Genomic DNA, 20,344 nt, shown 5'->3' with positions numbered 1-20,344 from the left:
CTGCGCACCGATGTCAGCGTAGCCCGTGCGCACGTCGAAAGGGAACCGGTTCCACAGGATTCGCGAGGGAGCGCTCCCATGCGGGGATAGCTGGCCGCGCGAAAGGTTGCGGTGTTGTGATCCTGGCTTATTGTGTCGCGGCGTCGGACCCCGGTAGGTTGTCCTGGAATCGGTTCCCGATTCTGCGCCGAGGGGCGGCGCAGAATACGCAGGGGACCGTGAAACTCGAAGAGGAGAATTCACATGGGTCTGTCACAGCGTTCACGGCGTTACGCGCCGATCGCCCTGCTGGGAGTCGCGGGCATCGCGCTCGCCGGTTGTGGTGCTCCCGGCGGCACGGACGGCGGAAGCGAAGGCGGCGGCGAGGGAGACAACACCGTCACCATCTACGGCACGATCGTCGAGGGAGAGGCCGAACTCCTGGCGGAGTCCTGGGCGGACTTCGAAGAAGAGAACGACATCACCATCAAGTACGAGGGCAGCCAGGACTTCGAGACTCAGCTCGGCACCCGCGCACAGGGCGGCAACCCGCCTGACATCGCGATCTTCCCGCAGCCGGGTCTGTTCGCGGACTACGCCTCGCGCGACCTGCTGAAGCCGGCTCCTGAGGCGGTCAAGGCGAACGCCGAGGAGTACTGGACTCAGGGGTGGGTCGACTTCGGCACGTACGACGGCACCTTCTACGGCGCGCCGCTGATGGCCAGCGTCAAGGGCTGGATCTGGTACTCGCCGACGAAGTTCGCCGAGTGGGGCGTCGAGGAACCGACGACCTGGGACGAGCTTCTGGCCCTCACCGAGACCATCAAGACCGCGAGTGGCAAGGCTCCCTGGTGTGCCGGCTTCGAATCAGGCGTCGCGACCGGCTGGCCCGGGACCGACTGGATCGAGGACCTCGTGCTCCGCAACGCGGGCCCCGAGGTGTACGACCAGTGGGTCAAGAACGAGATCCCGTTCACCGACCCCCAGATCAAGGAGGCGTTCGACGCGACCGGTGAGATTCTGCTCAACCCGGAGTACGTCAACGCCGGCTTCGGCGACGTGCGCTCCATCAACTCGACCGCATTCGGCGATGTGGCGGCGCAGGTCGCCAGCGGCGAGTGCGCGCTGACCCACCAGGCCTCGTTCCTCTCGGGCTTCTACCCTGAGGGCACGAACTTCGCCGAAGACGGAGACGTCTGGGCGTTCCTGACGCCGAGCACGAACGCAGATGAGACGCTCATCACCGGTGGTGGCGAGATCGTCGGCGCGTTCAGCGACGACGAGGCGACGCAGAAGGTGCTCGAGTACCTGTCGAGCCCCGAGTGGGCGGACAGCCGCCTCGCTCTCGGTGGAGTGACGTCGGCCAACAAGGGCGTGAACCTCGATGTGGTCGAGGACCCCATCCTGCAGGAGTCGATCAAGCTGCTCCAGGACGACTCGATCACGTTCCGCTTCGACGGTTCTGACCAGATGCCCGGTGCTGTCGGCTCGGGAACCTTCTGGAAGGGCATCGTCGCATGGGTGAACGGCACCTCGACCGATGAGGTCCTGACCCAGATCGAGACCGGCTGGCCTTCCAGCTGATCGGATGAGGTGGGCCGCCCCGATGGGCGGCCCACCGTCTCGCACTCGGTCCGCGCATCGCCGCGCGGACCGCTGATCAGCTCCGTCTCATGAAGGGGAATCCATGAACGCGACTGTGTTCTTCCAATGGATCGGGTCACTACCCCCGATCGTCCAGGCCCTCGCCGTCGTCATCGCGTTCGCGGTGGTCGTCGTCGTCATCCTGCTTCTCGTCGACATCGCCCCTCGCAAAGGTGCGCTCTACACCGGCATCCGCCTCGCGATGTGCCTCCTCATCCCGTTCGCGGTGATGTGGTTCTTCAACTCCTACTACTGGGCCATGGGAGTCGCGGTCGCCGTCGGCGCCCTGTTCTTCTTCCTGGACTACCGATCCCGCGACGGCGTGGGGTACCTGATCCAGCTCGTCGCCTTCATGGCCCCGGCGATCCTGCTGCTCCTGGCAGGTCTCATCCTTCCGTCGATCCAGACCGTGTACGCGTCGTTCTGGAACTCGACCGGCAGCGACTTCGTCGGCTTCTCCAACTACCTGTGGATCTTCACGCAGTCCGACGGTGTCACCTCGGTCGTGAACACGATCGTGTGGGTGCTGCTGGTGCCGACGCTGTCGACGATCGTCGGTCTCGCCTATGCGGTCTTCATCGACAAGACCCGTGGCGAGAAGATCTACAAGCTGCTGGTCTTCATGCCGATGGCGATCTCGTTCGTCGGCGCGAGCATCATCTGGCGTTTCGTGTACGCCTACCGTGGTCCGGAGTTCGAGCAGATCGGTCTGCTCAACCAGATCCTGGTGTGGTTCGGCGGAGAGCCGCAGCAGTTCCTGCTGAACAATCCGTGGAACAACCTGGCCCTCATCGTCGTGCTGATCTGGGTGCAGACCGGTTTCGCGATGGTCGTGCTCTCGGCATCCATCAAGGGAGTTCCCACCGAGCTTCTCGAGGCGGCCGAGCTCGACGGCGCGAACGCCTGGGAACGCTTCCGCTCGGTGACGATCCCGTCGATCAGGCCGGCGCTCATCGTCGTGCTCACGACGATCTCGATCGCCTCGCTGAAGGTCTTCGACATCGTGCGCACGATGACAGGTGGAAACTACGGCACGTCGGTGTTGGCGAACGAGATGTACACCCAGTTCTCCAAGTTCGAGGCGGGACGCAGCGCTGCGCTCTCCGTCATCCTGTTCATCCTGGTGCTCCCGATCGTCATCTACAACGCGCGCCAGATCAAGAAGCAGCGGGAGATCCGATGACCGACACCGTGAACTCAGACACCGGCCAGAGCACGAGGGCGATAACCACCGCCGGACGCTTCGAGGCCTCGGCAGGCCGCGCGCGCAAGCGTCTCAGCCGTCCGTGGGCCACGGTCGCCTCGATCCTGATCGCCGTGGTGTGGACCATCCCGACGCTCGGGCTCTTCATCTCGTCGTTCCGTGAGAGGGACGCGATCGAGACCACAGGATGGTGGACGTTCTTCACCAACCCGCAGTTCACGCTCGACAACTACGCGGCCGTGCTGCAGTCCGGCACCACGCAGCTGACCATCCTCGAGTCGTTCTTCAACTCGATCGTGATCACGATCCCGGCAACGATCATCCCGCTGATGATCGCGGCCATGGCGGCGTACGCGTTCTCCTGGATCGAGTTCAAGGGGCGCAACGCCCTGTTCATCTTCGTGTTCGCGCTGCAGATCGTGCCGATCCAGATGGCGCTCGTTCCGCTGCTGTCATCGTTCTCGCGGGGCATCAACCTGTTCGGCGTGCAGGTCACTCAGGGACTCGATGTGGCGGGTGGGTACGCCCAGGTGTGGATCGCGCACTCGATGTTCGCGCTGCCGCTGGCGATCTACCTGCTGCACAACTTCATGTCGGAGATCCCCGGCGAGATCATCGAGGCGGCTCGCGTCGACGGTGCATCCCGCGGCCAGATCTTCTTCCGAATCGTGCTGCCGCTGACGATGCCGGCGATCGCGTCGGTCGCGATCTTCCAGTTCCTCTGGGTCTGGAACGACCTGCTCGTCGCCCTGGTGTTCGCCGACGGCGCTGCGTCGCCGATCACCAAGGTGCTCGCCGAGATCACCGGTCGCGGCGAAGGCTGGTACCTGCTCACCGCAGGCGCGTTCGTGTCGATCATCGTTCCGCTGATCGTGTTCTTCTCGCTCCAGCGCTACTTCGTGCGAGGACTCCTGGCGGGTTCGACGAAGGGCTGACCGCCTCTCGTCGAGCTGCGGAATACACGATGCCGCGACCGGGTGCAACACAACCCCGGTCGCGGCATCGTCGCACGTACGCTGTGAACATGAAGTACGCAGACTCCATCGTCGACCTCGTCGGCAACACGCCTCTCGTGAAGCTCCAGCACGTCACCGAGGGTGTGGAGTGCACGGTGCTCGTGAAGCTCGAATACCTCAACCCCGGCGGATCCGCGAAGGATCGCATCGCCTCGCGCATCATCGATGCGGCTGAGGCATCGGGCGATCTGCGGCCGGGCGGCACGATCGTCGAGCCGACGAGCGGCAACACCGGGGTGGGTCTGGCGCTCGTCGCACAGCAGCGCGGATACAAGTGCGTCTTCGTGCTGCCGGACAAGGTCGGTGAGGACAAGATCGACGTCCTTCGCGCCTACGGTGCCGAGGTCGTCGTCACGCCGACCTCGGTCGCGGCAGACAGCCCCGAGTCGTACTACAGCGTGAGCGACCGGCTCGCCCGTGAGATCCCCGGCGCGTTCAAGCCGAACCAGTACGAGAACCCGAACGGCCCTCGCAGCCACTACGAGACCACGGGTCCTGAGATCTGGCGCGACACCGACGGCGCGATCACCCACTTCGTCGCGGGTGTCGGCACCGGCGGCACGATCACGGGCACGGGACGGTACCTGCGCGAGATCTCGGATGACCGCGTGCACATCGTCGGGATCGACCCCGAGGGCAGCGTCTACAGCGGCGGCACCGGACGTCCGTACCTGGTCGAGGGAGTCGGCGAGGACATCTGGCCCGGCGCGTACGACCCGAAGATCCCGCACGAGATCGTCGCGGTCGGCGACGCCGAGTCGTTCGCGATGACCCGCCGCCTCGCGCGGGAAGAAGGCATCCTCGTCGGCGGATCGAGCGGCATGGCAGTGGTCGGCGCGCTGCGCGTCGCGCGGGAGCTTCCGGCGGATGCCGTCATGGTGGTGCTCCTTCCCGACGGGGGGCGCGGATACCTGAGCAAGATCTTCAACGACGGATGGATGCGCTCCTACGGGTTCAGCGAGGTGGAGGAGGGCGAGACGGTCGCCGATGTCCTGGCTGCGCGTTCGTCCCGGCTCGGCGACGGCATCCCCGATCTCGTGCATGCCCACCCGACCGACACGGTGCTCGAGGCCATCGGCATGATGACCGAGTACGACGTGTCGCAGCTCGTCGTGCTCAGTGCCGAGCCCCCTGTGATGATGGGCGAAGTCGTCGGCACGGTCGACGAGAAGGGACTGCTCGACCTGCTGTTCCGAGGCGACGCCAAGCCGGCGGATGCCGTGGGCGATCACGTAGGGGAGCGGCTGCCGCTCATCGGCATCCATGCTCCTCTCGCGCAGGCGAGGGCGGCGCTCGCCGATGTCGACGCCCTGCTCGTGACATTCGACGGCAAGCCGCACACCGTGCTCACCCGTCAGGACCTGCTCTCGTACATCTCACGCTGACGTCGCACGGACGTCGCACTGACGCCGGGCGTAACAGGATCGGATGTCGGTGTCGGGGTCGACGTAGGCTGAGAGACATGTCCGAGCATGCTTTCGCCACCCGAGCCATCCACGCAGGTCAGGCGCCTGACCCGACCACCGGGTCGATCATCCCGCCGATCTACCAGGCCTCCACGCATGTGCAGGACGGCATCGGCGGATTCCGCGACGGATACGAGTACAACCGTGCGGGCAACCCGACGCGCTCGTCGCTGGAGACACAGCTCGCCGCTCTCGAAGGGGGTGCGAACGCGCTGTCGTTCGCCTCGGGCCTCGCCGCGGAAGACGCGCTGCTGCGCGGCATTCTGAAGCCGGGCGACCACATCGTGCTCGGCAACGACGTCTACGGCGGCACGTACCGTCTGCTCACCAGGGTGCTCGCGCCGTGGGGCATCGAGACCACCACGGTCGAGCTGTCGGATGCCGACGCGCTGCGCGCGGCCATCCGCCCCGAGACGAAGATCGTCTGGGTCGAGACGCCGAGCAACCCCCTGCTGAAGATCGTCGACATCGCGCTCATCGCCGAGATCGCGCACGCGTCCGGGGCGATCGCGGTCGTCGACAACACCTTCGCGTCGCCCGCGCTGCAGCAGCCCCTGTCGCTCGGGGCCGACCTGGTCGTGCACTCCACCACGAAGTACCTCGGCGGGCACTCGGATGTGCTCGGCGGCGCCGTGGTCTTCGGGGACAACCGCTTCTACGAGCAGATCAAGTTCCAGCAGTTCGCCGTCGGTGCGGTGTCGGCTCCGCTCGATGCGTGGCTCACGACGCGTGGCATCAAGACCCTCGCGGTGCGGGTGCGTCAGCACTCCGAGAACGCGCTGGCGATCGCCGAATGGGCGGCATCCCGCCCCGAGTTCGCCACCGTGTATTACCCGGGTCTCGCCTCGCACCCGGGCCATGACATCGCTGCTCGCCAGATGAGCGGATTCGGCGGGATGCTCTCGCTCGGCCTGTCCGCGGGAGCTGCGGCCGCGAAGTCGTTCGCCGAGTCGACCGAGCTCTTCCAGCTCGCCGAGTCGCTCGGCGGGGTCGAGTCGCTCATCGGATACCCGCCGGACATGACGCACGCATCTGTGCGCGGCACCGAGCTCGCCGTGCCCGAGAATGTCGTGCGCCTCTCGGTGGGCATCGAGGACGTCGACGATCTGCTCGCCGATCTCGAGCAGGGGCTCACGCGGCTCCGCTGACTCTTCTTCGGCATGCAGGGGAGAGTGCGCCCGGGCTGCACCGGCGGTCCGGCGGGCTGTAACATGGAGACTTCGCCCGGATCGAATCGTTTCGAGAATCTATCGACGATTCGACCGCTCTCGCGACTCGACCTGATCCCCCTCGAACTCCGGAAGGACCGTCGTGCCCGACGCTCCACGCACTGACTCCATCCCGACGACCTCCGCCACCGAGCGGACGGCCACCGGCAGCATCCGCATCCCGTCGTCCACGGGCGCGATCCGCACCCTCGGATCGAACCCCGCCACGGCGCCGATCATGCTGCACCCCGGTGACTCGATCTCGAACGGCCGCCGCGCGCTGTACATCGTGCTGCTCGGTGCGCTCACCGCACTCGGGCCGTTCACGATCGACCTCTATCTGCCCGCATTCCCCGTGCTCGAGCAGGACTTCGAGACCACGGCCGCGGCGATCCAGCTCACCCTGACCGGCACCATGATCGGCTTCGCGCTCGGGCAGCTCGTGGTGGGTCCGCTCAGCGACAAGGTCGGACGCCGCATCCCTCTGATCGCCGTGACCGCGCTGCACGTGCTGGCCAGTGCCGCGGCCGCCTACGCCCCGACGCTGCCCCTGCTCAGCGGCGCTCGCGTTCTCATGGGTGTCGGCGCCGCCGCCGGTGGTGTCGTCGCGATGGCGATCGTGCGCGACCTGTTCGGCGGACGCCGCCTGGTCGTGATGCTGTCGCGCCTCGCCCTCGTATCGGGCGTGGCACCGGTCATCGCTCCGCTGATCGGCTCGTGGCTGCTCACCCTCATGCCCTGGCGCGGGATCTTCGTCGTGCTCGCGCTCTACGGCGTCGTGATGCTCGTGTCGGCCATCGTCTTCATCCCCGAGACGCTCCCCATCGCCCGCCGGCAGGAGAAGGGCGGCGCGACCGTCCTGCAGCGCTACCGCTCGGTGTTCTCCGACCGGGTCTTCATCGGCGTGCTGATCATCGGCGGCATGACGTTCTCGGGTCTGTTCTCGTACCTCTCCGCCTCGCCGTTCCTGTTCCAGCAGACGCACGGACTGGATGCGCAGCAGTACGGCCTCCTGTTCGCCGTGAACTCGCTGGGCGTCGTCGCGGGTGTGCAGACGGCTTCGCGCCTCGCCGCGCGCTTCGGTCCGCAGTGGGTCATGGCCTACTCCACTGCGGTGCTGCTGCTCGCGGGAGCGGCGATCATCGTCACCGATCAGCTGGGTCTCGGCCTCTGGGGCACGGTCGTCCCGCTGTTCGTCTTCATGACGGCCTGCGGATTCACGTTCCCGAACGTGCAGGTGCTCGCGCTCGACCGACACGGCAAGGCGGCGGGGACCGCGGCATCCGTGATCGGAGCCACCAACTTCGGTGTCGCGGGGCTGATCTCGCCGGTCGTCGGCTGGGTCTCCCAGGGGGCGGGAATCACCGCGACCACCATGGCCTCCGTCATGGTCGGATGCGCGGCGATCGGCGTCCTGTCGCTGTGGCTGATCGTGCGCCCCCGGACTGTCGGCATGCTGGCTCCCTGATATTCAGCATCCACCCGGCAGAATGGTTCGATGAGACGACGAACGCTGCTGTGGTGGGGAATAGGGATGCTCGTCGCGGCGACGCTCCTCGGGGCGGCGATCGTGTTCGGGTACACCGAGCCGCCGGGGTTCGACACCTGGTGGAACGAGACGATCAGCACGTACCGCGCTGAGTGGATGCTGTCGTTCGCGCTGATCCTCAACGACATCGGCGGCGGGTGGGTCGCGATCATCCTCGTGCCGGTCCTGATGATCATCGCCCTGCTGCTCGCCCGGCGATGGCGTGCGGCCGTGTTCGCCGCCGTGGCATTCCTCGCCAGTGCCGGAGCGGTGCAGCTGCTCAAGCAGCTGTTCGGGCGTGCACGCCCGGAGGACATGATCGTGGTGAGCGACTACGGGTCGTTCCCCTCGGGGCATACCGCCAACGCGGCGACGATCGCTGTCGTGCTGTGGCTCGTGTTCCCGCGCGTGTGGACGGCGATCCTCGGCATCCTGTGGGTCCTCGCGATGGCCATCTCCCGTACGCTGCTCTCGGTCCACTGGGCCACGGACACACTCGGCGGTGCACTCGTCGGGGCCGGCGTGGTGCTGGTGCTGGGCTCCGTGATGCTGCCGTGGGTGCAGTCGGCGTCGCGCCGAGCGGAGGCACCCGCGCCGATAGGCTGACGGGACACACCCACTCACCGAGGAGCCGTCGTGTCTCGCATCCGCCCGTATCGTCCGTCCGACCGCGCAGCTCTGTACGAGGTGTGCATGAGGACCGCGGATGCCGGCGCTGACGCGACCGGGATCTTCTCGGACGATTCCCTCTGGGGAGACCTCTTCGCGGTGCCCTACGCCGAACGGCATCCGGACCTCGCGTGGGTGGTCGAGACAGACGACGAGCGCGTGATCGGCTACATCGTCGCGACCGACGACACGGAGGCCTTCGCCACCTGGTTCCGTGACGAGTGGTGGCCGACGCTGCAGGAGCGATACCCGCGTGCGGCCGAGCCCACGACCCGGGAAGAGCGGATGATCGAGCACGGGTACAGCCAGGCGCCGGGGCGCGACGCGAATGCGGAGGAGTACCCGGCGCACCTGCACATCGACCTGCTGCCCGAGACGCAGGGGCAGGGACTCGGACGCGCGCTCATCGAGACGCTGTTCGCCGAGCTCAGCCGCCGTGGAGTGCGCGGACTGCACCTGGGCATGGACCCGAAGAACACGGGTGCCGCCGCCTTCTACGAGCGACTCGGCATGACGCCGTTGCCGGCTGAGCCGGGCGGACAGAGCTACGGAGTGCGGTTCAGCTAGACCTCGGTGGCCTGTGGCCTGTGGCCTGTGGCCTGTGGCCTGTGGCCTGTGGGCTGCGGCTGCGGCTGCGGCGGTGACGGCGGCCGGGTGATCTGTGCGGCTGTGGGTTGGCGGTGACGGCGGGACTCCGGTGCTCGCTGCGCTCGCTCTTCCCCGAATCCCACGGTGCTCGATAAAAAGCATGAAGGGCCCCCGCTGGCGCGGAGACCCTTCATGCTTTTTGGCGGTGACGGCGGGATTCGAACCCGCGGTTGCTTGCACAACACACGCTTTCCAAGCGTGCTCCTTCGGCCGCTCGGACACGTCACCAAGGAACAACCTGAACAGTCTATCCGATCGCGCGGACCGCCTACGACCAGGCGGCAAGGAGTCGCCACCCGCGGCAGCCAGGGCCGAGATTCCGTCGCACCGGTATGCGATTCTCGGTGGTCTTGCGAGGCTCACCACCAGGTATCTACCTTCATAAGAAGACGTTATGCAGTCATACGTGATCAAGACTGCCGCTAACGGATGATCTTCGGAGGAATTGATGACCACGGTCGATATGGCGATCTCGCCCAGCACCGCACTGCGCACAGCACTGCGCATGGCGCACTCGAGGGCGCTGGCCGACCTCGGGCTCGACGCGATCGGGCGGGTCCGCTTCGGATGGCGCGATCGCTCGATCGGATCAGCCGTCGAGCATGCAGGATCGCGACAGTGGCTTCGCGTGGTGTGGGCGCGCCGCGAGCAGGCGCAGGGGGACTGGTGGACCGGCAATCGAGACGCGACGTCGATCCGGGGCGTGGCCAAGCCGCGGGTGCTGGATGCGCGTGCGTGGGAAGAAGGCCCGCTGGTCTATCGCGCCGAGCTCATGAGTCTTCTACCGGGCCGGGCCTGCGCATCGACGGCAGTCCTCGAACGGAACCCCGGTCTCGACGACGGGTGGTGGGAAGAGCTCGAGCGCAGTCTCGGAGCTCTCGCTGAGACATCCACCGAGCGGCGAGTCCTGGACCCCGAAACCATGCGTCGACGAATCACGGTGTTCTTCGGGATCGACCTGGACATCGACCCCCGCGAGTGGCTGCCCGCACACGGTGACCTGCACTGGAACAATCTTCACCGCGAACCGTTCGCGATCGCCGATTGGGAGGCCTGGGGCCTCGCGCCACGCGGCTATGACGCGGCCTTCCTGCTCGGCCACTCGCTCGCGGTACGTCACGCCGCCGACCAGGTTGCACGACGCTTTCGCGGCGATCTCGAGTCCGACGGCGGCGTCATCTCGCAGCTCTACGTGATGACGAAGCTGCTCACTCGCGCGGATGCGGGCGAGCACACGGAACTCGTCCCGTTCATCCACCGGCACGTCGGGCAGCTGCTCGGCGCCAGGATGCCACGCCCGCGGAAGCGGTCGGGTGTCGACACCTCATCGGCTCGACACGAGGGTCTCTGATGGGGCGCGAGAGGGCACGCACCGGATCTGATCTCGTCGGAGCACGGGCACTGCGTGAGTGGATCACGGGAGAACCGGATGCATTCTCGCGCGTGTTCATGGTCGAGAGCGGCGCAAGCCCGACTGTCGTCGCCGATGTCGCGGGCGACCATGATGCGGTTCTTCTGTCCGTCGACAGCGGGCCGTGGGGCGGCCGCGCGCCTTCCTTCCGCTACAGCGGAGCGCTGAACGAGATCGGCGACGCCCTCTTCCTCGGAGAGCGGGCCGTCGAAGTCGAAGACTACGTCGCCGCGGCGTTCGTCCAGATCATCGGCCCCACGGTCGTCGGCCTCTTCGACGAACCGAGTGCGCAGGCCTTTCTCGACGATGCGGCACTCGCACGACGCACAGGAGTGTTCCCGTCGGCCCTGATCGATCAGCGCGTGCTGCTGGCGAATCGCCGTGCACTGGTCGGTCCGAAGGGACTCGGGACTCCGAGCGCCATCAGGCTGAGCGCGGACGGCACGGTCAGCATCGGCGTGCGGGGCGAACCCCTCGGCGGCGTCGACGAACTGAGAGAGCTGCTGACGGTCCCGATGCCGCCTGCGGCGATGCTCGGAGCTGCGACGGGGGGCTCGGCGGGCCCCTCAGACCTCATCTGCCGCGAACGGATCGGGCGCTACCTCAACGCGACAGACCTCATGAAGACGATGCGCTTGGCGAACGGTGCCGCGAAGATCGCGGGCTTCGGCTGGTGCCCCGGTGAAGATGGCCGTGCGGATGCCGAACCTCGAATGAGGGATCCGTTCCTTCTCGATACGGCAGACGGCTTCGTGCTCGCCGACCTCACCACCCTGCGGCGCCGGCTTCTGTCTCCGACGACCGCCACCGTGGTCACTGCTGTCCAGACCTCGACGACAGCCGAGCTCGCGGCCGATCGTGTCTCCTGCGAACTCGACATCGATGCCGGTGATGCGCGTGGGCTGTGCCTCGGAGCGGTCGATGCACTCGACATCCACCTCGGCACGCCGAGTGACGCGGCGTGCGCCGCACACGGCGTCCGAACGTGAGCTCTCCGCATGCACTGTGGCCCTCGATGCTTCCGGCAGACGCCACTTTCACGCCGGATCGAGTCGCGGTCGGCGCTGTCGGAAACCGCATCGAGTTCGCAGACGGATCCACACGTCTCTGCGCGACGAGCGGACTGTGGAACGTCCCTCTCGGTTTCGGCAACCCGGCGGTGACCGAAGCGGTGGACCGGGCCATGCACGATGCGTCCTACCTGTCCCTCTTCCGAGCGCCGCATCGATATGCCGAAGACGCGGCCGACGCGCTCATCGAGCTCGCGAACCCGCACCGGTACAGTCGCGTCATCTTCTCGACCTCGGGCGGAGCGGCGAACGACGCCGCGATGAAGTTGGCAAGACAGTACTGGTCTCACCAAGGAGCAGGGTCGCGCTCTCTCGTCGTCGGGCTGACGGGCAGCTATCACGGCACCATGTACGGCAGCCACGCCTCGAGTGGCGACGATCTTCTTCAATCCGTCTATTCCGTCGACCGCAGGTCGGTGAGGCACGTGTCCTACGACGACGAGGGAGAGCAACTCGAGGCGCTGTTGCGTCGCGAAGGGCACCGAGTGGCCTCGGTGGTCGTCGAACCCGTCCTGGGCAGCGGCGCACACGCACTGTCGGAGACGTTCGTCTCGCGGCTGCTCGCGTTGCGCGAGCACTACGGGTTCCTTGTCGTCGCCGATGAGGTCGCGACAGGGTTCGGCCGCACCGGACGCATGTTCGCAACCGACGGATGGGGCGCTGCACCCGATGTGCTGATCCTGTCGAAAGCCTTGACGAACGGTGCGGCGGGCGCGGCCGCGATCCTCGTCGGGCCCCGTGTCTCGTCGGCGTTCGCGCGTGGCGGCTGGACGTTCGTCCACGGTGAGACGCAGGCCGGTACCCCGGCGTGCGCGGCGGCTGTCACCGCAGTGATCGACGAGCTGCACCGCATCGATGTGGACTCGACCACGGCGGCGCTCGGACGCGATCTATCGCGCCTGGCGGCGACGCTGAAGTCGGACGGACTGATCACCGACGTGACGGGCGCCGGGTGCTTCCTGGGGCTTGCCCTGCGCGACAGCGACGCGAACCCGCTGTCGGGTACGGAGGTGCTTCGAGTCGTCTCCGAGATCGCGGATCACGGAGTGCTGGTGCAGCCGGGCCCCAGCGCGATCGCGTTGATCCCGGCGTACGGATTCACCTCGACCGAGCTTCGCGAGACGGATTCGGCAGTGCGCGCCGGGTTGACGCAGATGCGGGAGCGTCGACATGAGTGCTGAGCTCGCGGCACGGGTTCCGACGCTCTGGCACGGTCAGGGGATCACGCGGCAGATGACCGATCGGCTCACCGCTGGCCGGGAGGCGCTTGCGATCGTGGACTCGTCGACTCCCACACCGGTTCTCTCGGGGAGTCCGCCCACGACGATCGTGGTCGACGCTCGTTCCGTGAACGTCACCTCTCTCGTCTCCATCGCGGAGCAGATCGCTCTTCGGAAGCCGGGCGTGATCATCGCGGTGGGCGGGGGGAGCATCCTCGACGCCAGCAAGATCGCCGCGCTCGTGCTTGCTCCCGGGCGGACGTTCGACTTCGCCATCGAACGCGCGGCGAAGTCGGCACTGACCTTCTTGCCCGATGCGCCGCCGCCTGTGGAAGTCATCGCGGTGCCGACGACATTGGGCACCTCGTCGGAGACGAACAGCGTCGGCATCCTCAGGAACGAGAGTGGCCACCGGCTCATCATCGGTCGCTCGCTGAGGCCGCGCCACGCCATCATCGATGCGCGCAATCTGATGACCCTGTCGCCGGTGGCCGTCCGAGAGGGGGCGATGGAGGCGTTCCTCCGTCTGGCCGGAGCCTCGACGAGCCCGCGGAGGACCACCAGGGCGAAATGCGATGCGATCGCTCTCGGCAGCGCGCTTCTCGACACGGCGAGCCGGGGTGACACGGCTCCGGGCTCACGACTGCGCCTCGCGCGTCTGAGCGCAGCGACCCAGCGAACGGCGGCCTTGCGGGGGAGCGACCCCTACAGCGCCCGTCACTGGTACATCGCGAACGAGGTGTCCTTCGCGCTGGAAGTGCGCAAAATGGTCGCAACAGCGGCGATCATCGCCGCCGTCTGGCGTCGGATCTGCGCGGGAGACCCACGCTGGGGAGATCGACGGAGCCTCGAAGAGTTCTGGACGACGACAGCGAGTGGGCTCGCGCTTCCGCTCGACCCGCCGTCGGGCATCGCCGCCCTCATCGATCGCTGGCAGATCCCGGCTCCGCCACGCCCGACTCCTCGGGCCGTCGCGCGCATCGCCGCTGTCACAGAGAGAGCCTGGGCGAATCGTCACCCGATGCTCGCGGGTCTCGTCGCAGCGGACTTCTCCGATCTTCTCCGTGACTCGTCATGGAGCTCTCAGCCGTTCGGTCATCCCGACCGATCGTCCAAGGTGCGGAAGGAGGTGAATCAATGATCGAAAGCGCCGGACCACAGCTTCAGTTCCAAGAACTGGAGGCGATGGATGCCCCCAGTTGGGACAGCTTCTACAAGGGCGTACTCGGCGCGTTGGTGCTGATCGGCATCGGCGCGGCTGCAGCGACGTGATCGCGAGCAGACAAATGAAACAGGAAGGAGGTGAGCATGCGATCAGCAACACCGACGCTCGAGTTCCAAGAACTCGAGTCCATGGAGGCGCTCGATGACGCCCTCGATTTCACGCGTGGATTCGCTGTGGGAGTGATCATCGGCATCTTCGCCCTGACATAGCGGCACCTTCGCAAGGTGCCTTCACGGAGGTATGACATGCAGACGGATTCGCTCGAGTTCCTCGAACTCGAACAGATCGATGCCCCACTCGAGTGGTGGGAGCACGCGAGCTACATCATCGCCATCATCGGCAGTGCGGCAGCGATCGCAACCTGATCAAGGGGTGCGGGTGGGTGATGACACACCCGCACCCTGATGCTCCTGGCAGAGAGGTAAATGCAATATGTCGAGTCTGATCACCGAGGCCGTATCGGCGAGATTCGAAATGGTCGGAGCGGTGCCGAAGGAACAGGACCTCTACACCGGCGACGGTGCCGAGTTCTACGACAGGCTGGTGGGGTCTGACCGTGCGGAGATCAGAGAGATGCTGGCGCTCGCGCGAGGCGTCGAAGGGCCGATTCTCGACATCGGCGCCGGGAGCGGGCGACTGACGATACCTCTGGTGAGATCGGGTAGACGGGTGACGGCATTAGACCTCTCCGAGGACATGCTCTCGCGCCTTCGCCGTGCGGTGCCGGACCATCCGATGCTCGAGTGTGTCGTCGGCGACATGCGCGACTTCGCGCTGGGCCGGCGGTTCGGCCTCGTGATCATCGGCGCGACTTCCATCACTCTGCTCGACCGGGTGGGCAGATCACTCTTCTACGCGAACGTGCGACGCCACCTCGCCGCTCGAGGTGTTCTCGCCATGACCGTTGCAGGCGGTGGCTCTGCCGCGAGCCTCTCGATGTCGACGGATCGGGCGGTCACGATACCCGGGCCCGACGGGGAGGAGATCTACCTCTTCTCGCAGCAGATGGAGGAGGGCGGCGCCGAACGCGTGGTCAATTGGGTTCGTGTCGCCGACCTGACGGAAGGCAGCGAGGCGACGGTGCTCACGAGCCGACTGCGAGTCCTCGGCCATGACACGCTCGCACGAGAGCTCATCGACGCAGGCTTCGCCGCTCCTGTCATCTCTCCCGTCAGGACGACGGGGCATGACGAGATTCTCCTGCTCACGACGACGTGGGCGGGGACGTCGGACGCCGGGGGCCGCGATGCGTCCGACTAGCCTCTCCCGCCGACGGGATTCCTCGACGTCGGTCGTCCTCAGCGCCGATGGATGCCCGCGTCTCGCGCCCGGAGTCTCCTTCGAGCGAGCCGCCGACGCCGGACCCTGGATCGCAATGCTCGACGGGGTGCCTTCCTCGAGGGTCTCCGAGGCGACCATCGAGCTGTTGAAAGCGATGAACGGCGAGACGCCGATTCGCGACCTGCGCCTGCGCTTCGCCGCCGCCGAGTCGTCGGAGGGCTTTCTCCGTCTGGTCCAGCGCTTTCAGGTCGGTGGGCTCCTCGGAGGCGAGGCGAAGCCCCCACCCGGCAGAATCGTCTACCGACCCCCGTTCACGCTGCAGTTCGCGACGCTTCGCGCGCCCGTCATCTTCGACCGTCTGGCTCGGCTGATCGTCCCGATCCCCCTCCGAGCCTCGACGCTCGCCGTCGCGGTCCTCGTCTGCTCCGGATTTCTCGCTGCAGTGCATCAGGCTGAGGAGCTGCACGAGGTGCTCACCACGCCGGTGCCGCTCGTCGGCTTCATCTCATTGCTCGCAGTGCTCTCGCTGCTGACAGCCCTCCACGAGAGCGCCCATGGGATAACGCTCACCAGGTTCGGCGGCCGACCGCGCCGTGCGGGATTCATGCTGTTCTATCTCAGCCCCGCGTTCTTCGTGGATGTGACCGACGGGTGGCGACTCTCCGATCGCCGCCATCGCGTGGCCGTGGCCCTGGCAGGACCGGCTGTGCACGCCTCCGTGAGTGCGATCGCGCTCATCGTCGCGTTCATGCTGCCACCCTCCACGCTTCGTCGGACCGTGCTGCTTCTCGCGGTCTCCTGCGCCGCCATCGTCCTCATCAACCTCATCCCGTTCGTGAGATTCGACGGATACATCGCGCTCATGTGCGCTCTCGACGAACCGAACCTCAGGGCGCGGGCGATCCGTGACGGGTCGGCCTTCTTGACCCGAGCCCTGTTCGGCGGACGGCGGACGAGCAAGAGCCTCGAGCGGTGGTGGAGCGTGCCCTTCGGGCTCGCGAGTTTCACGGCCCCCGTGGTGCTGGTGGTCGTGGCGCTGTCTCGAATAGCCCAGGCGCTCGCCGGCGGGGGGCCGATCGTCGGTGTGCTCGTCGTCATGCTCGAAGCGGCGGCGCTTCTCACGGGCCTCGTGATCCTCTCTCGGGCCTTGCACAGAGTGCTGGTGTCCGGTGTCGCGGTGCTTCGATTCGTGTCGGTGACAGCCGCGACGGCCGCGGCCATAGTGATCACCGGAGTCGTCATAACCGTGCCTGTGACAGCCACCTTCGGCTTCGCGGCGCACGGCGGCACCGTGGTTCTTCTGCAGGCGGGAGAGGCCCTGGAGACGGACGTGCCGGAGGGGGCCGAGGTCGTCCTGATGAGCAACGGGCTTCTCGCGAATGATCATGTCGGCGAAGGGGTGGTCACGTCCGTGCCGCCGGAGCCGAGGAGGGTTCCCCTGGACGCGCTCATTCCCGTGGTGGTCGACGGCGCGTCGGTGGCGGGGGTGATCGTCGCCGGAGTCGACATGGCCTCCGAGAGAGCGAGCGTACCTGCGACGGGGCAGGCCCGAGTCGGGCTGGGAGCGAGGAACCTGTGGCAGGCGATCTGGGAGACCGGTGTGGCGCTGCCACTGTCATCCCTCCAGAGCGGAGAGGTGAGAAAGGAATGAAGATGAACACGCACGCGATCGAGGTTCGAGGGCTCACGAAGAGGTACGGAGATCGGGCCGCGGTCGAGGACCTGTCGTTCGTGGTGCCGTACGGGTCGATCGTCGGCCTCCTGGGGCCCAACGGCGCGGGCAAGTCGACGACGCTGCGAACGCTCGTCGGATTGCTGACGCCGACGAGCGGTGACGCCATCATCGACGGCATGCCGTTCTCCGCACTCGATGACCCTGCCTCTCACGTGGGGGTCCACATGGACGGATTCGGTTTCGAGGGCGGGATCACCGCGAGGAGGCATCTGGAGATCTGCCGCCTCGCGGCCGGCGCGCCGCGTGGTCGAGTCGACGCCGTGCTCGATGAGGTGGGTCTCGCTGCAGACGCCCGTCGCCGCGTGAAGACCTTCTCCACCGGGATGGCCCAGCGCCTCGGGCTGGCCGCCGCGCTCATCGGCTCCCCGCGGACACTCATCCTCGACGAACCCGCCAACGGATTGGACCCCGACGGCATCCGCTGGCTGCGCCGGTTCCTCCGCGACTATGCGGAGACCGGTGGCACGGTGCTGATCGCCAGTCATCAGCTCGCAGAGCTGGAACAGGTCGTGGATGAGGTGGTCGTCATCAAACGGCGCGCGCTCTTCGCCGGGAAGCTCGGCGACCTCGTCACGAACGGTGCCGACACGTTGGAGAGCAAGTATTTCGATCTGGTCGAAGGAGCGTCCTCATGAAGGGAATCATCCACAGTGAGGTCGTCCGGGCGGTGAGCGGATCCTCCGTCCTGGCGGTCTATGTCGTCGCCGTCCTGATGCCCGCTTTCGTGCTGTTCTCGGACGGCTCGCGCTTCGACCTCGAGGGTCGCGATTCCGGCGCCGCCACCGCAGGGCTCCTGGAGCCGCTCGCCTGGTGCGCCGTCTCTGCGGCGTTCATCGGCGCGTATGGCGTGACCCGCGAGTGCTACTACGCCTCTATGGACAGGACGCTCACCGGAGTCGGCTTTCGACGCGCATTCTCGGGAAAGCTCGTCGCCGGCACTCTCATCGCGCTCGCTGTCTCGATCTGCATCTTCGTCTTCTGGACGGCCGGCGTCTCCGTCATCCTGCTGCGGAACGGCCTCTCGCTCTCCCTCACCTCGGATGCGTGGCGGATCTATGGCGGGGCGCTGGTGGGGGTGGTTCTCGGCGCGCTGATCGGAGGGGCCATCGGCTGGATCGCCCGAAACTACTACGTCACGGCAGCGATCGTCCTCGTCCTCCCGATGGTGCTGGAGTTCGCTCTGTTGCGCACGGCGCCCGAGCTGGCCAGGTTCTCGCCGGGGTTGGTCCTGGCTGCCGTGAGCGTTCCCGGCTATCAGGACCGTCTGCTCGACTTCGCGCCAGCGCTCGGCATCGCAATCGTGTGGGCTGTCGCGCTGGTCGCCGTCGCGTGGTTCAGGGGCAGCAGGAGGGGCGTGTGATCGGTCGCGTGCTTCGAGCCCACGCGCGGGCCTTCGCCGGCGACGTCGTCCTGCTCTGGGTGGCGATCGCGGGAGTCGTGATCTCGCTCTCCGTCGTGGCGAACATACCTCCGGAGCTCGCCGACGCGCCGCCGGAAGTCCGAGCGTCTCTCACGGGGCCGTTCGCGACGGTGCTCGCGACCTACGGTGCGGTTCTCGCGGCGGTCTACGGATCGTTCCGGTATACCGTCGATCGGCGCGACGGTGTCATCGCTCAGCGTCTCATGTCGCAGCGGCGTGGTGCGACCTATCTGGCCAGGGCGTTCGGAGCAGCCGTCGGTGGTGCGGTGGTCGCCCTCGCGGCAGCAGCCGGCGGTCACGCCGCGCTGCGCCTGGCCGGCGAGGGGCTTCCGCTGGATTGGTCATCGGTCGCACAGACCTGTGTGCTCGGCGCGGCATCGGGCCTCTGGGGAATGGGGCTGGGCGTCATCGTTCAGACCCATCTCGTCGCGCTCTTCGTCGTTCCGATGTCCCTCAGCGGAGCAGTGCTCCTGGCGATCGCCTGGAGAGAGGGTGCCGTCTACCTTCCGTTCCTCGCGATGCTCGAAGCCCTCCGGTTCGATCTCTCAGCGGTGGGGATCGTGCCGGACGACAGGCTCGGCGGCCCGATCGCCGCTCTCGTGGCGGGCGGCTGGGTGCTCGCGGCTGTCGTGGCCGGGGGCGTCTCGTTCGTCACCCGCGATGTGACATAGAGGACTCGAGCGTGCTCCGGCGGAGGACTCCCCTCAGGTCGACGTAAAATCTCCAGGTGGCAACCCCCAAGATCGTGCTCTTCTACGTGTTCACCCCGCTCGCCGACCCCGAGGCGATCCGGGTGTGGCAGCGCGACCTCGGCGAGGCGCTCGGGCTCCGGGGCCGGCTCTTGATCTCGAGAGACGGAGTCAACGGCACCCTCGGCGGTGACCTTCTGGCCCTCAAGAAGTGGGCGCGGTCCTTCCGGTCGTACGCACCGTTCAAGAATGCCGACATCAAGTGGAGCGAGGGCAGCGGAGTCGACGCCGACGGCCGCAGCATCGACTTCCCGAAGCTCAGCGTCAAGGTGCGCGACGAGATCGTCTCGTTCGGGGCGCCCGGCGAGCTGCGCGTCGATGAGCAGGGGGTCGTCGGCGGCGGCACGCGACTCACCCCCGAGCAGCTGCACGAGCTCATGGGCGAGCGGGGAGACGACGTCGTGTTCTTCGACGGACGCAATGCGCTGGAGGCGCAGATCGGCCGCTTCCGCGGAGCCGTCGTGCCCGACACCGAGACCACACGTGACTTCGTCGAGCTGCTCGACTCCGGGGAATACGACGACCTCAAGGGCAAGCCCGTGGTGACGTACTGCACCGGAGGTATCCGCTGCGAGGTCCTCTCGAGCCTGATGACGTCGCGCGGATTCGGTGAGGTCTACCAGCTCGAGGGAGGGATCGTCCGCTACGGCGAGCAGTACGGCGACGACGGCCTCTGGGAGGGGTCGCTCTACGTGTTCGACAAGCGCGGATCCGTCGACTTCTCCGATCACGCCGCCGTCATCGGAGAGTGCGTCGGATGCGGCACCGCGACCAAGCGCACGGCGAACTGTCCCGACCTCTCGTGCCGCACGCAGTTCGTGGTGTGCGAGTCCTGCGACGCCGTGCGCTGCGAACAGCACGCAGCCTGACG

At 66.9% G+C, this 20,344-nt stretch carries 21 protein-coding genes and 1 tRNA gene; 21 read left to right on the top strand and 1 reads right to left on the bottom strand.

Annotated features, from left to right (window positions below; all coding sequences use genetic code 11):
* Window positions 1–243: 243 nt before the first annotated feature.
* The 8 genes from RQG77_RS09955 to RQG77_RS09920 all read left to right on the top strand — a co-directional run bounded on the left by RQG77_RS09955 (window position 244) and on the right by RQG77_RS09920 (window position 9,281).
* Window positions 244–1,563: an ABC transporter substrate-binding protein gene (locus RQG77_RS09955; protein WP_056513998.1), complete on the top strand. Its 1,320-nt coding sequence runs from the start codon at window positions 244–246 to the stop codon at window positions 1,561–1,563.
* 103 nt (window positions 1,564–1,666) lie between these two features.
* On the top strand, window positions 1,667–2,806 hold the full coding sequence (locus RQG77_RS09950) for a carbohydrate ABC transporter permease (RefSeq protein ID WP_056513994.1): 1,140 nt from the start codon (window positions 1,667–1,669) through the stop codon (window positions 2,804–2,806).
* Window positions 2,803–3,762: a carbohydrate ABC transporter permease gene (locus RQG77_RS09945; protein ID WP_056312730.1), complete on the top strand. Its 960-nt coding sequence runs from the start codon at window positions 2,803–2,805 to the stop codon at window positions 3,760–3,762. Before RQG77_RS09950 ends, RQG77_RS09945 begins: the two co-directional genes overlap by 4 nt.
* A gap of 89 nt (window positions 3,763–3,851) precedes the next feature.
* A complete protein-coding gene (locus RQG77_RS09940) occupies window positions 3,852–5,228 on the top strand; it encodes a cystathionine beta-synthase (protein WP_311244582.1) in 1,377 nt (458 codons plus the stop codon).
* A 77-nt stretch (window positions 5,229–5,305) separates the two neighbouring features.
* Window positions 5,306–6,457: a cystathionine gamma-synthase gene (locus RQG77_RS09935; RefSeq protein ID WP_311244581.1), complete on the top strand. Its 1,152-nt coding sequence runs from the start codon at window positions 5,306–5,308 to the stop codon at window positions 6,455–6,457.
* Window positions 6,458–6,620: 163 nt separating this feature from the next.
* Window positions 6,621–7,985 carry a multidrug effflux MFS transporter gene (locus tag RQG77_RS09930; protein WP_396653408.1) on the top strand — a complete coding sequence of 455 codons (1,365 nt, stop codon included), beginning with the start codon at window positions 6,621–6,623 and terminating at the stop codon, window positions 7,983–7,985.
* A 30-nt stretch (window positions 7,986–8,015) separates the two neighbouring features.
* Window positions 8,016–8,651, top strand: a complete 636-nt coding sequence (locus RQG77_RS09925; RefSeq protein ID WP_311244580.1) for a phosphatase PAP2 family protein — start codon at window positions 8,016–8,018, stop codon at window positions 8,649–8,651.
* Between the two features lie 30 nt (window positions 8,652–8,681).
* Window positions 8,682–9,281, top strand: coding sequence for a GNAT family N-acetyltransferase (locus RQG77_RS09920; protein WP_311244579.1), 600 nt, complete (start codon window positions 8,682–8,684; stop codon window positions 9,279–9,281).
* A gap of 221 nt (window positions 9,282–9,502) precedes the next feature.
* On the opposite strand, the gene RQG77_RS09915 is transcribed toward RQG77_RS09920, so the two are convergent.
* Window positions 9,503–9,590: transfer RNA gene (locus tag RQG77_RS09915), tRNA-Ser, on the bottom strand.
* A 220-nt stretch (window positions 9,591–9,810) separates the two neighbouring features.
* Between RQG77_RS09915 and RQG77_RS09910 the strand changes: the two genes are divergently transcribed.
* From RQG77_RS09910 to RQG77_RS09850, 13 genes are all read left to right on the top strand, one after another.
* Window positions 9,811–10,713 carry a hypothetical protein gene (locus RQG77_RS09910; RefSeq protein ID WP_311244578.1) on the top strand — a complete coding sequence of 301 codons (903 nt, stop codon included), beginning with the start codon at window positions 9,811–9,813 and terminating at the stop codon, window positions 10,711–10,713.
* The gene (mpaB, locus tag RQG77_RS09905) at window positions 10,713–11,762 is read left to right on the top strand and encodes a daptide biosynthesis RiPP recognition protein (protein ID WP_311244577.1); all 1,050 of its coding nucleotides are present in this window, start codon (window positions 10,713–10,715) and stop codon (window positions 11,760–11,762) included. Before RQG77_RS09910 ends, mpaB begins: the two co-directional genes overlap by 1 nt.
* Window positions 11,759–13,024, top strand: coding sequence for a daptide-type RiPP biosynthesis aminotransferase (gene mpaD / locus RQG77_RS09900; protein ID WP_311244576.1), 1,266 nt, complete (start codon window positions 11,759–11,761; stop codon window positions 13,022–13,024). The genes mpaB and mpaD overlap by 4 nt, the downstream gene beginning before the upstream one ends.
* Window positions 13,014–14,204, top strand: coding sequence for a daptide-type RiPP biosynthesis dehydogenase (mpaC, locus tag RQG77_RS09895; RefSeq protein WP_311244575.1), 1,191 nt, complete (start codon window positions 13,014–13,016; stop codon window positions 14,202–14,204). Before mpaD ends, mpaC begins: the two co-directional genes overlap by 11 nt.
* Window positions 14,201–14,335, top strand: coding sequence for an MpaA1 family daptide-type RiPP (gene mpaA1, locus RQG77_RS09890; protein ID WP_311244574.1), 135 nt, complete (start codon window positions 14,201–14,203; stop codon window positions 14,333–14,335). The genes mpaC and mpaA1 overlap by 4 nt, the downstream gene beginning before the upstream one ends.
* A 36-nt stretch (window positions 14,336–14,371) precedes the next feature.
* Window positions 14,372–14,497, top strand: coding sequence for an MpaA2 family daptide-type RiPP (gene mpaA2, locus RQG77_RS09885; protein ID WP_311244573.1), 126 nt, complete (start codon window positions 14,372–14,374; stop codon window positions 14,495–14,497).
* A gap of 36 nt (window positions 14,498–14,533) precedes the next feature.
* On the top strand, window positions 14,534–14,653 hold the full coding sequence (mpaA3, locus tag RQG77_RS09880; protein ID WP_311244572.1) for an MpaA3 family daptide-type RiPP: 120 nt from the start codon (window positions 14,534–14,536) through the stop codon (window positions 14,651–14,653).
* Window positions 14,654–14,720: 67 nt separating this feature from the next.
* Entirely contained in the window at window positions 14,721–15,548 is an 828-nt protein-coding gene (gene mpaM / locus RQG77_RS09875) for a daptide-type RiPP biosynthesis methyltransferase (protein WP_311244571.1), read from the top strand.
* A complete protein-coding gene (gene mpaP / locus RQG77_RS09870) occupies window positions 15,475–17,220 on the top strand; it encodes a daptide biosynthesis intramembrane metalloprotease (RefSeq protein ID WP_311244570.1) in 1,746 nt (581 codons plus the stop codon). Before mpaM ends, mpaP begins: the two co-directional genes overlap by 74 nt.
* 2 nt (window positions 17,221–17,222) lie before the next feature.
* Window positions 17,223–17,939: an ATP-binding cassette domain-containing protein gene (locus tag RQG77_RS09865; RefSeq protein WP_311244569.1), complete on the top strand. Its 717-nt coding sequence runs from the start codon at window positions 17,223–17,225 to the stop codon at window positions 17,937–17,939.
* Window positions 17,936–18,664 (top strand): ABC transporter permease, encoded by a 729-nt coding sequence (locus RQG77_RS09860; RefSeq protein WP_311244568.1) that lies wholly within the window; start codon window positions 17,936–17,938, stop codon window positions 18,662–18,664. Before RQG77_RS09865 ends, RQG77_RS09860 begins: the two co-directional genes overlap by 4 nt.
* Complete coding sequence (locus RQG77_RS09855) at window positions 18,661–19,395, top strand: hypothetical protein (protein WP_311244567.1); 735 nt, start codon at window positions 18,661–18,663, stop codon at window positions 19,393–19,395. The genes RQG77_RS09860 and RQG77_RS09855 overlap by 4 nt, the downstream gene beginning before the upstream one ends.
* Before the next feature lie 56 nt (window positions 19,396–19,451).
* Window positions 19,452–20,342 (top strand): rhodanese-related sulfurtransferase, encoded by an 891-nt coding sequence (locus RQG77_RS09850; protein WP_311244566.1) that lies wholly within the window; start codon window positions 19,452–19,454, stop codon window positions 20,340–20,342.
* Window positions 20,343–20,344: the final 2 nt, after the last annotated feature.

This window comes from Microbacterium sp. WCS2018Hpa-23 (genome assembly GCF_031843845.1).
Taxonomy (GTDB): Bacteria; Actinomycetota; Actinomycetes; order Actinomycetales; family Microbacteriaceae; genus Microbacterium.
The sequence above is the reverse complement of the archived record's forward strand: the minus strand, read 5'-3'. Positions and strand labels throughout refer to the sequence as shown.

Bases quoted from the DNA above. Each gene is read 5' to 3' on its own strand.
- RQG77_RS09955 (WP_056513998.1), top strand. From the start codon at position 244: ATGGGTCTGTCACAGCGTTCACGGCGTTACGCGCCGATCGCCCTGCTG.
- RQG77_RS09950 (WP_056513994.1), top strand. From the start codon at position 1,667: ATGAACGCGACTGTGTTCTTCCAATGGATCGGGTCACTACCCCCGATC.
- RQG77_RS09945 (WP_056312730.1), top strand. From the start codon at position 2,803: ATGACCGACACCGTGAACTCAGACACCGGCCAGAGCACGAGGGCGATA.
- RQG77_RS09940 (WP_311244582.1), top strand. From the start codon at position 3,852: ATGAAGTACGCAGACTCCATCGTCGACCTCGTCGGCAACACGCCTCTC.
- RQG77_RS09935 (WP_311244581.1), top strand. From the start codon at position 5,306: ATGTCCGAGCATGCTTTCGCCACCCGAGCCATCCACGCAGGTCAGGCG.
- RQG77_RS09925 (WP_311244580.1), top strand. From the start codon at position 8,016: ATGAGACGACGAACGCTGCTGTGGTGGGGAATAGGGATGCTCGTCGCG.
- RQG77_RS09910 (WP_311244578.1), top strand. From the start codon at position 9,811: ATGACCACGGTCGATATGGCGATCTCGCCCAGCACCGCACTGCGCACA.
- mpaB (WP_311244577.1), top strand. From the start codon at position 10,713: ATGGGGCGCGAGAGGGCACGCACCGGATCTGATCTCGTCGGAGCACGG.
- mpaC (WP_311244575.1), top strand. From the start codon at position 13,014: ATGAGTGCTGAGCTCGCGGCACGGGTTCCGACGCTCTGGCACGGTCAG.
- mpaA1 (WP_311244574.1), top strand. From the start codon at position 14,201: ATGATCGAAAGCGCCGGACCACAGCTTCAGTTCCAAGAACTGGAGGCG.
- mpaA2 (WP_311244573.1), top strand. From the start codon at position 14,372: ATGCGATCAGCAACACCGACGCTCGAGTTCCAAGAACTCGAGTCCATG.
- mpaA3 (WP_311244572.1), top strand. From the start codon at position 14,534: ATGCAGACGGATTCGCTCGAGTTCCTCGAACTCGAACAGATCGATGCC.
- mpaM (WP_311244571.1), top strand. From the start codon at position 14,721: ATGTCGAGTCTGATCACCGAGGCCGTATCGGCGAGATTCGAAATGGTC.
- mpaP (WP_311244570.1), top strand. From the start codon at position 15,475: ATGACGAGATTCTCCTGCTCACGACGACGTGGGCGGGGACGTCGGACG.
- RQG77_RS09865 (WP_311244569.1), top strand. From the start codon at position 17,223: ATGAACACGCACGCGATCGAGGTTCGAGGGCTCACGAAGAGGTACGGA.
- RQG77_RS09860 (WP_311244568.1), top strand. From the start codon at position 17,936: ATGAAGGGAATCATCCACAGTGAGGTCGTCCGGGCGGTGAGCGGATCC.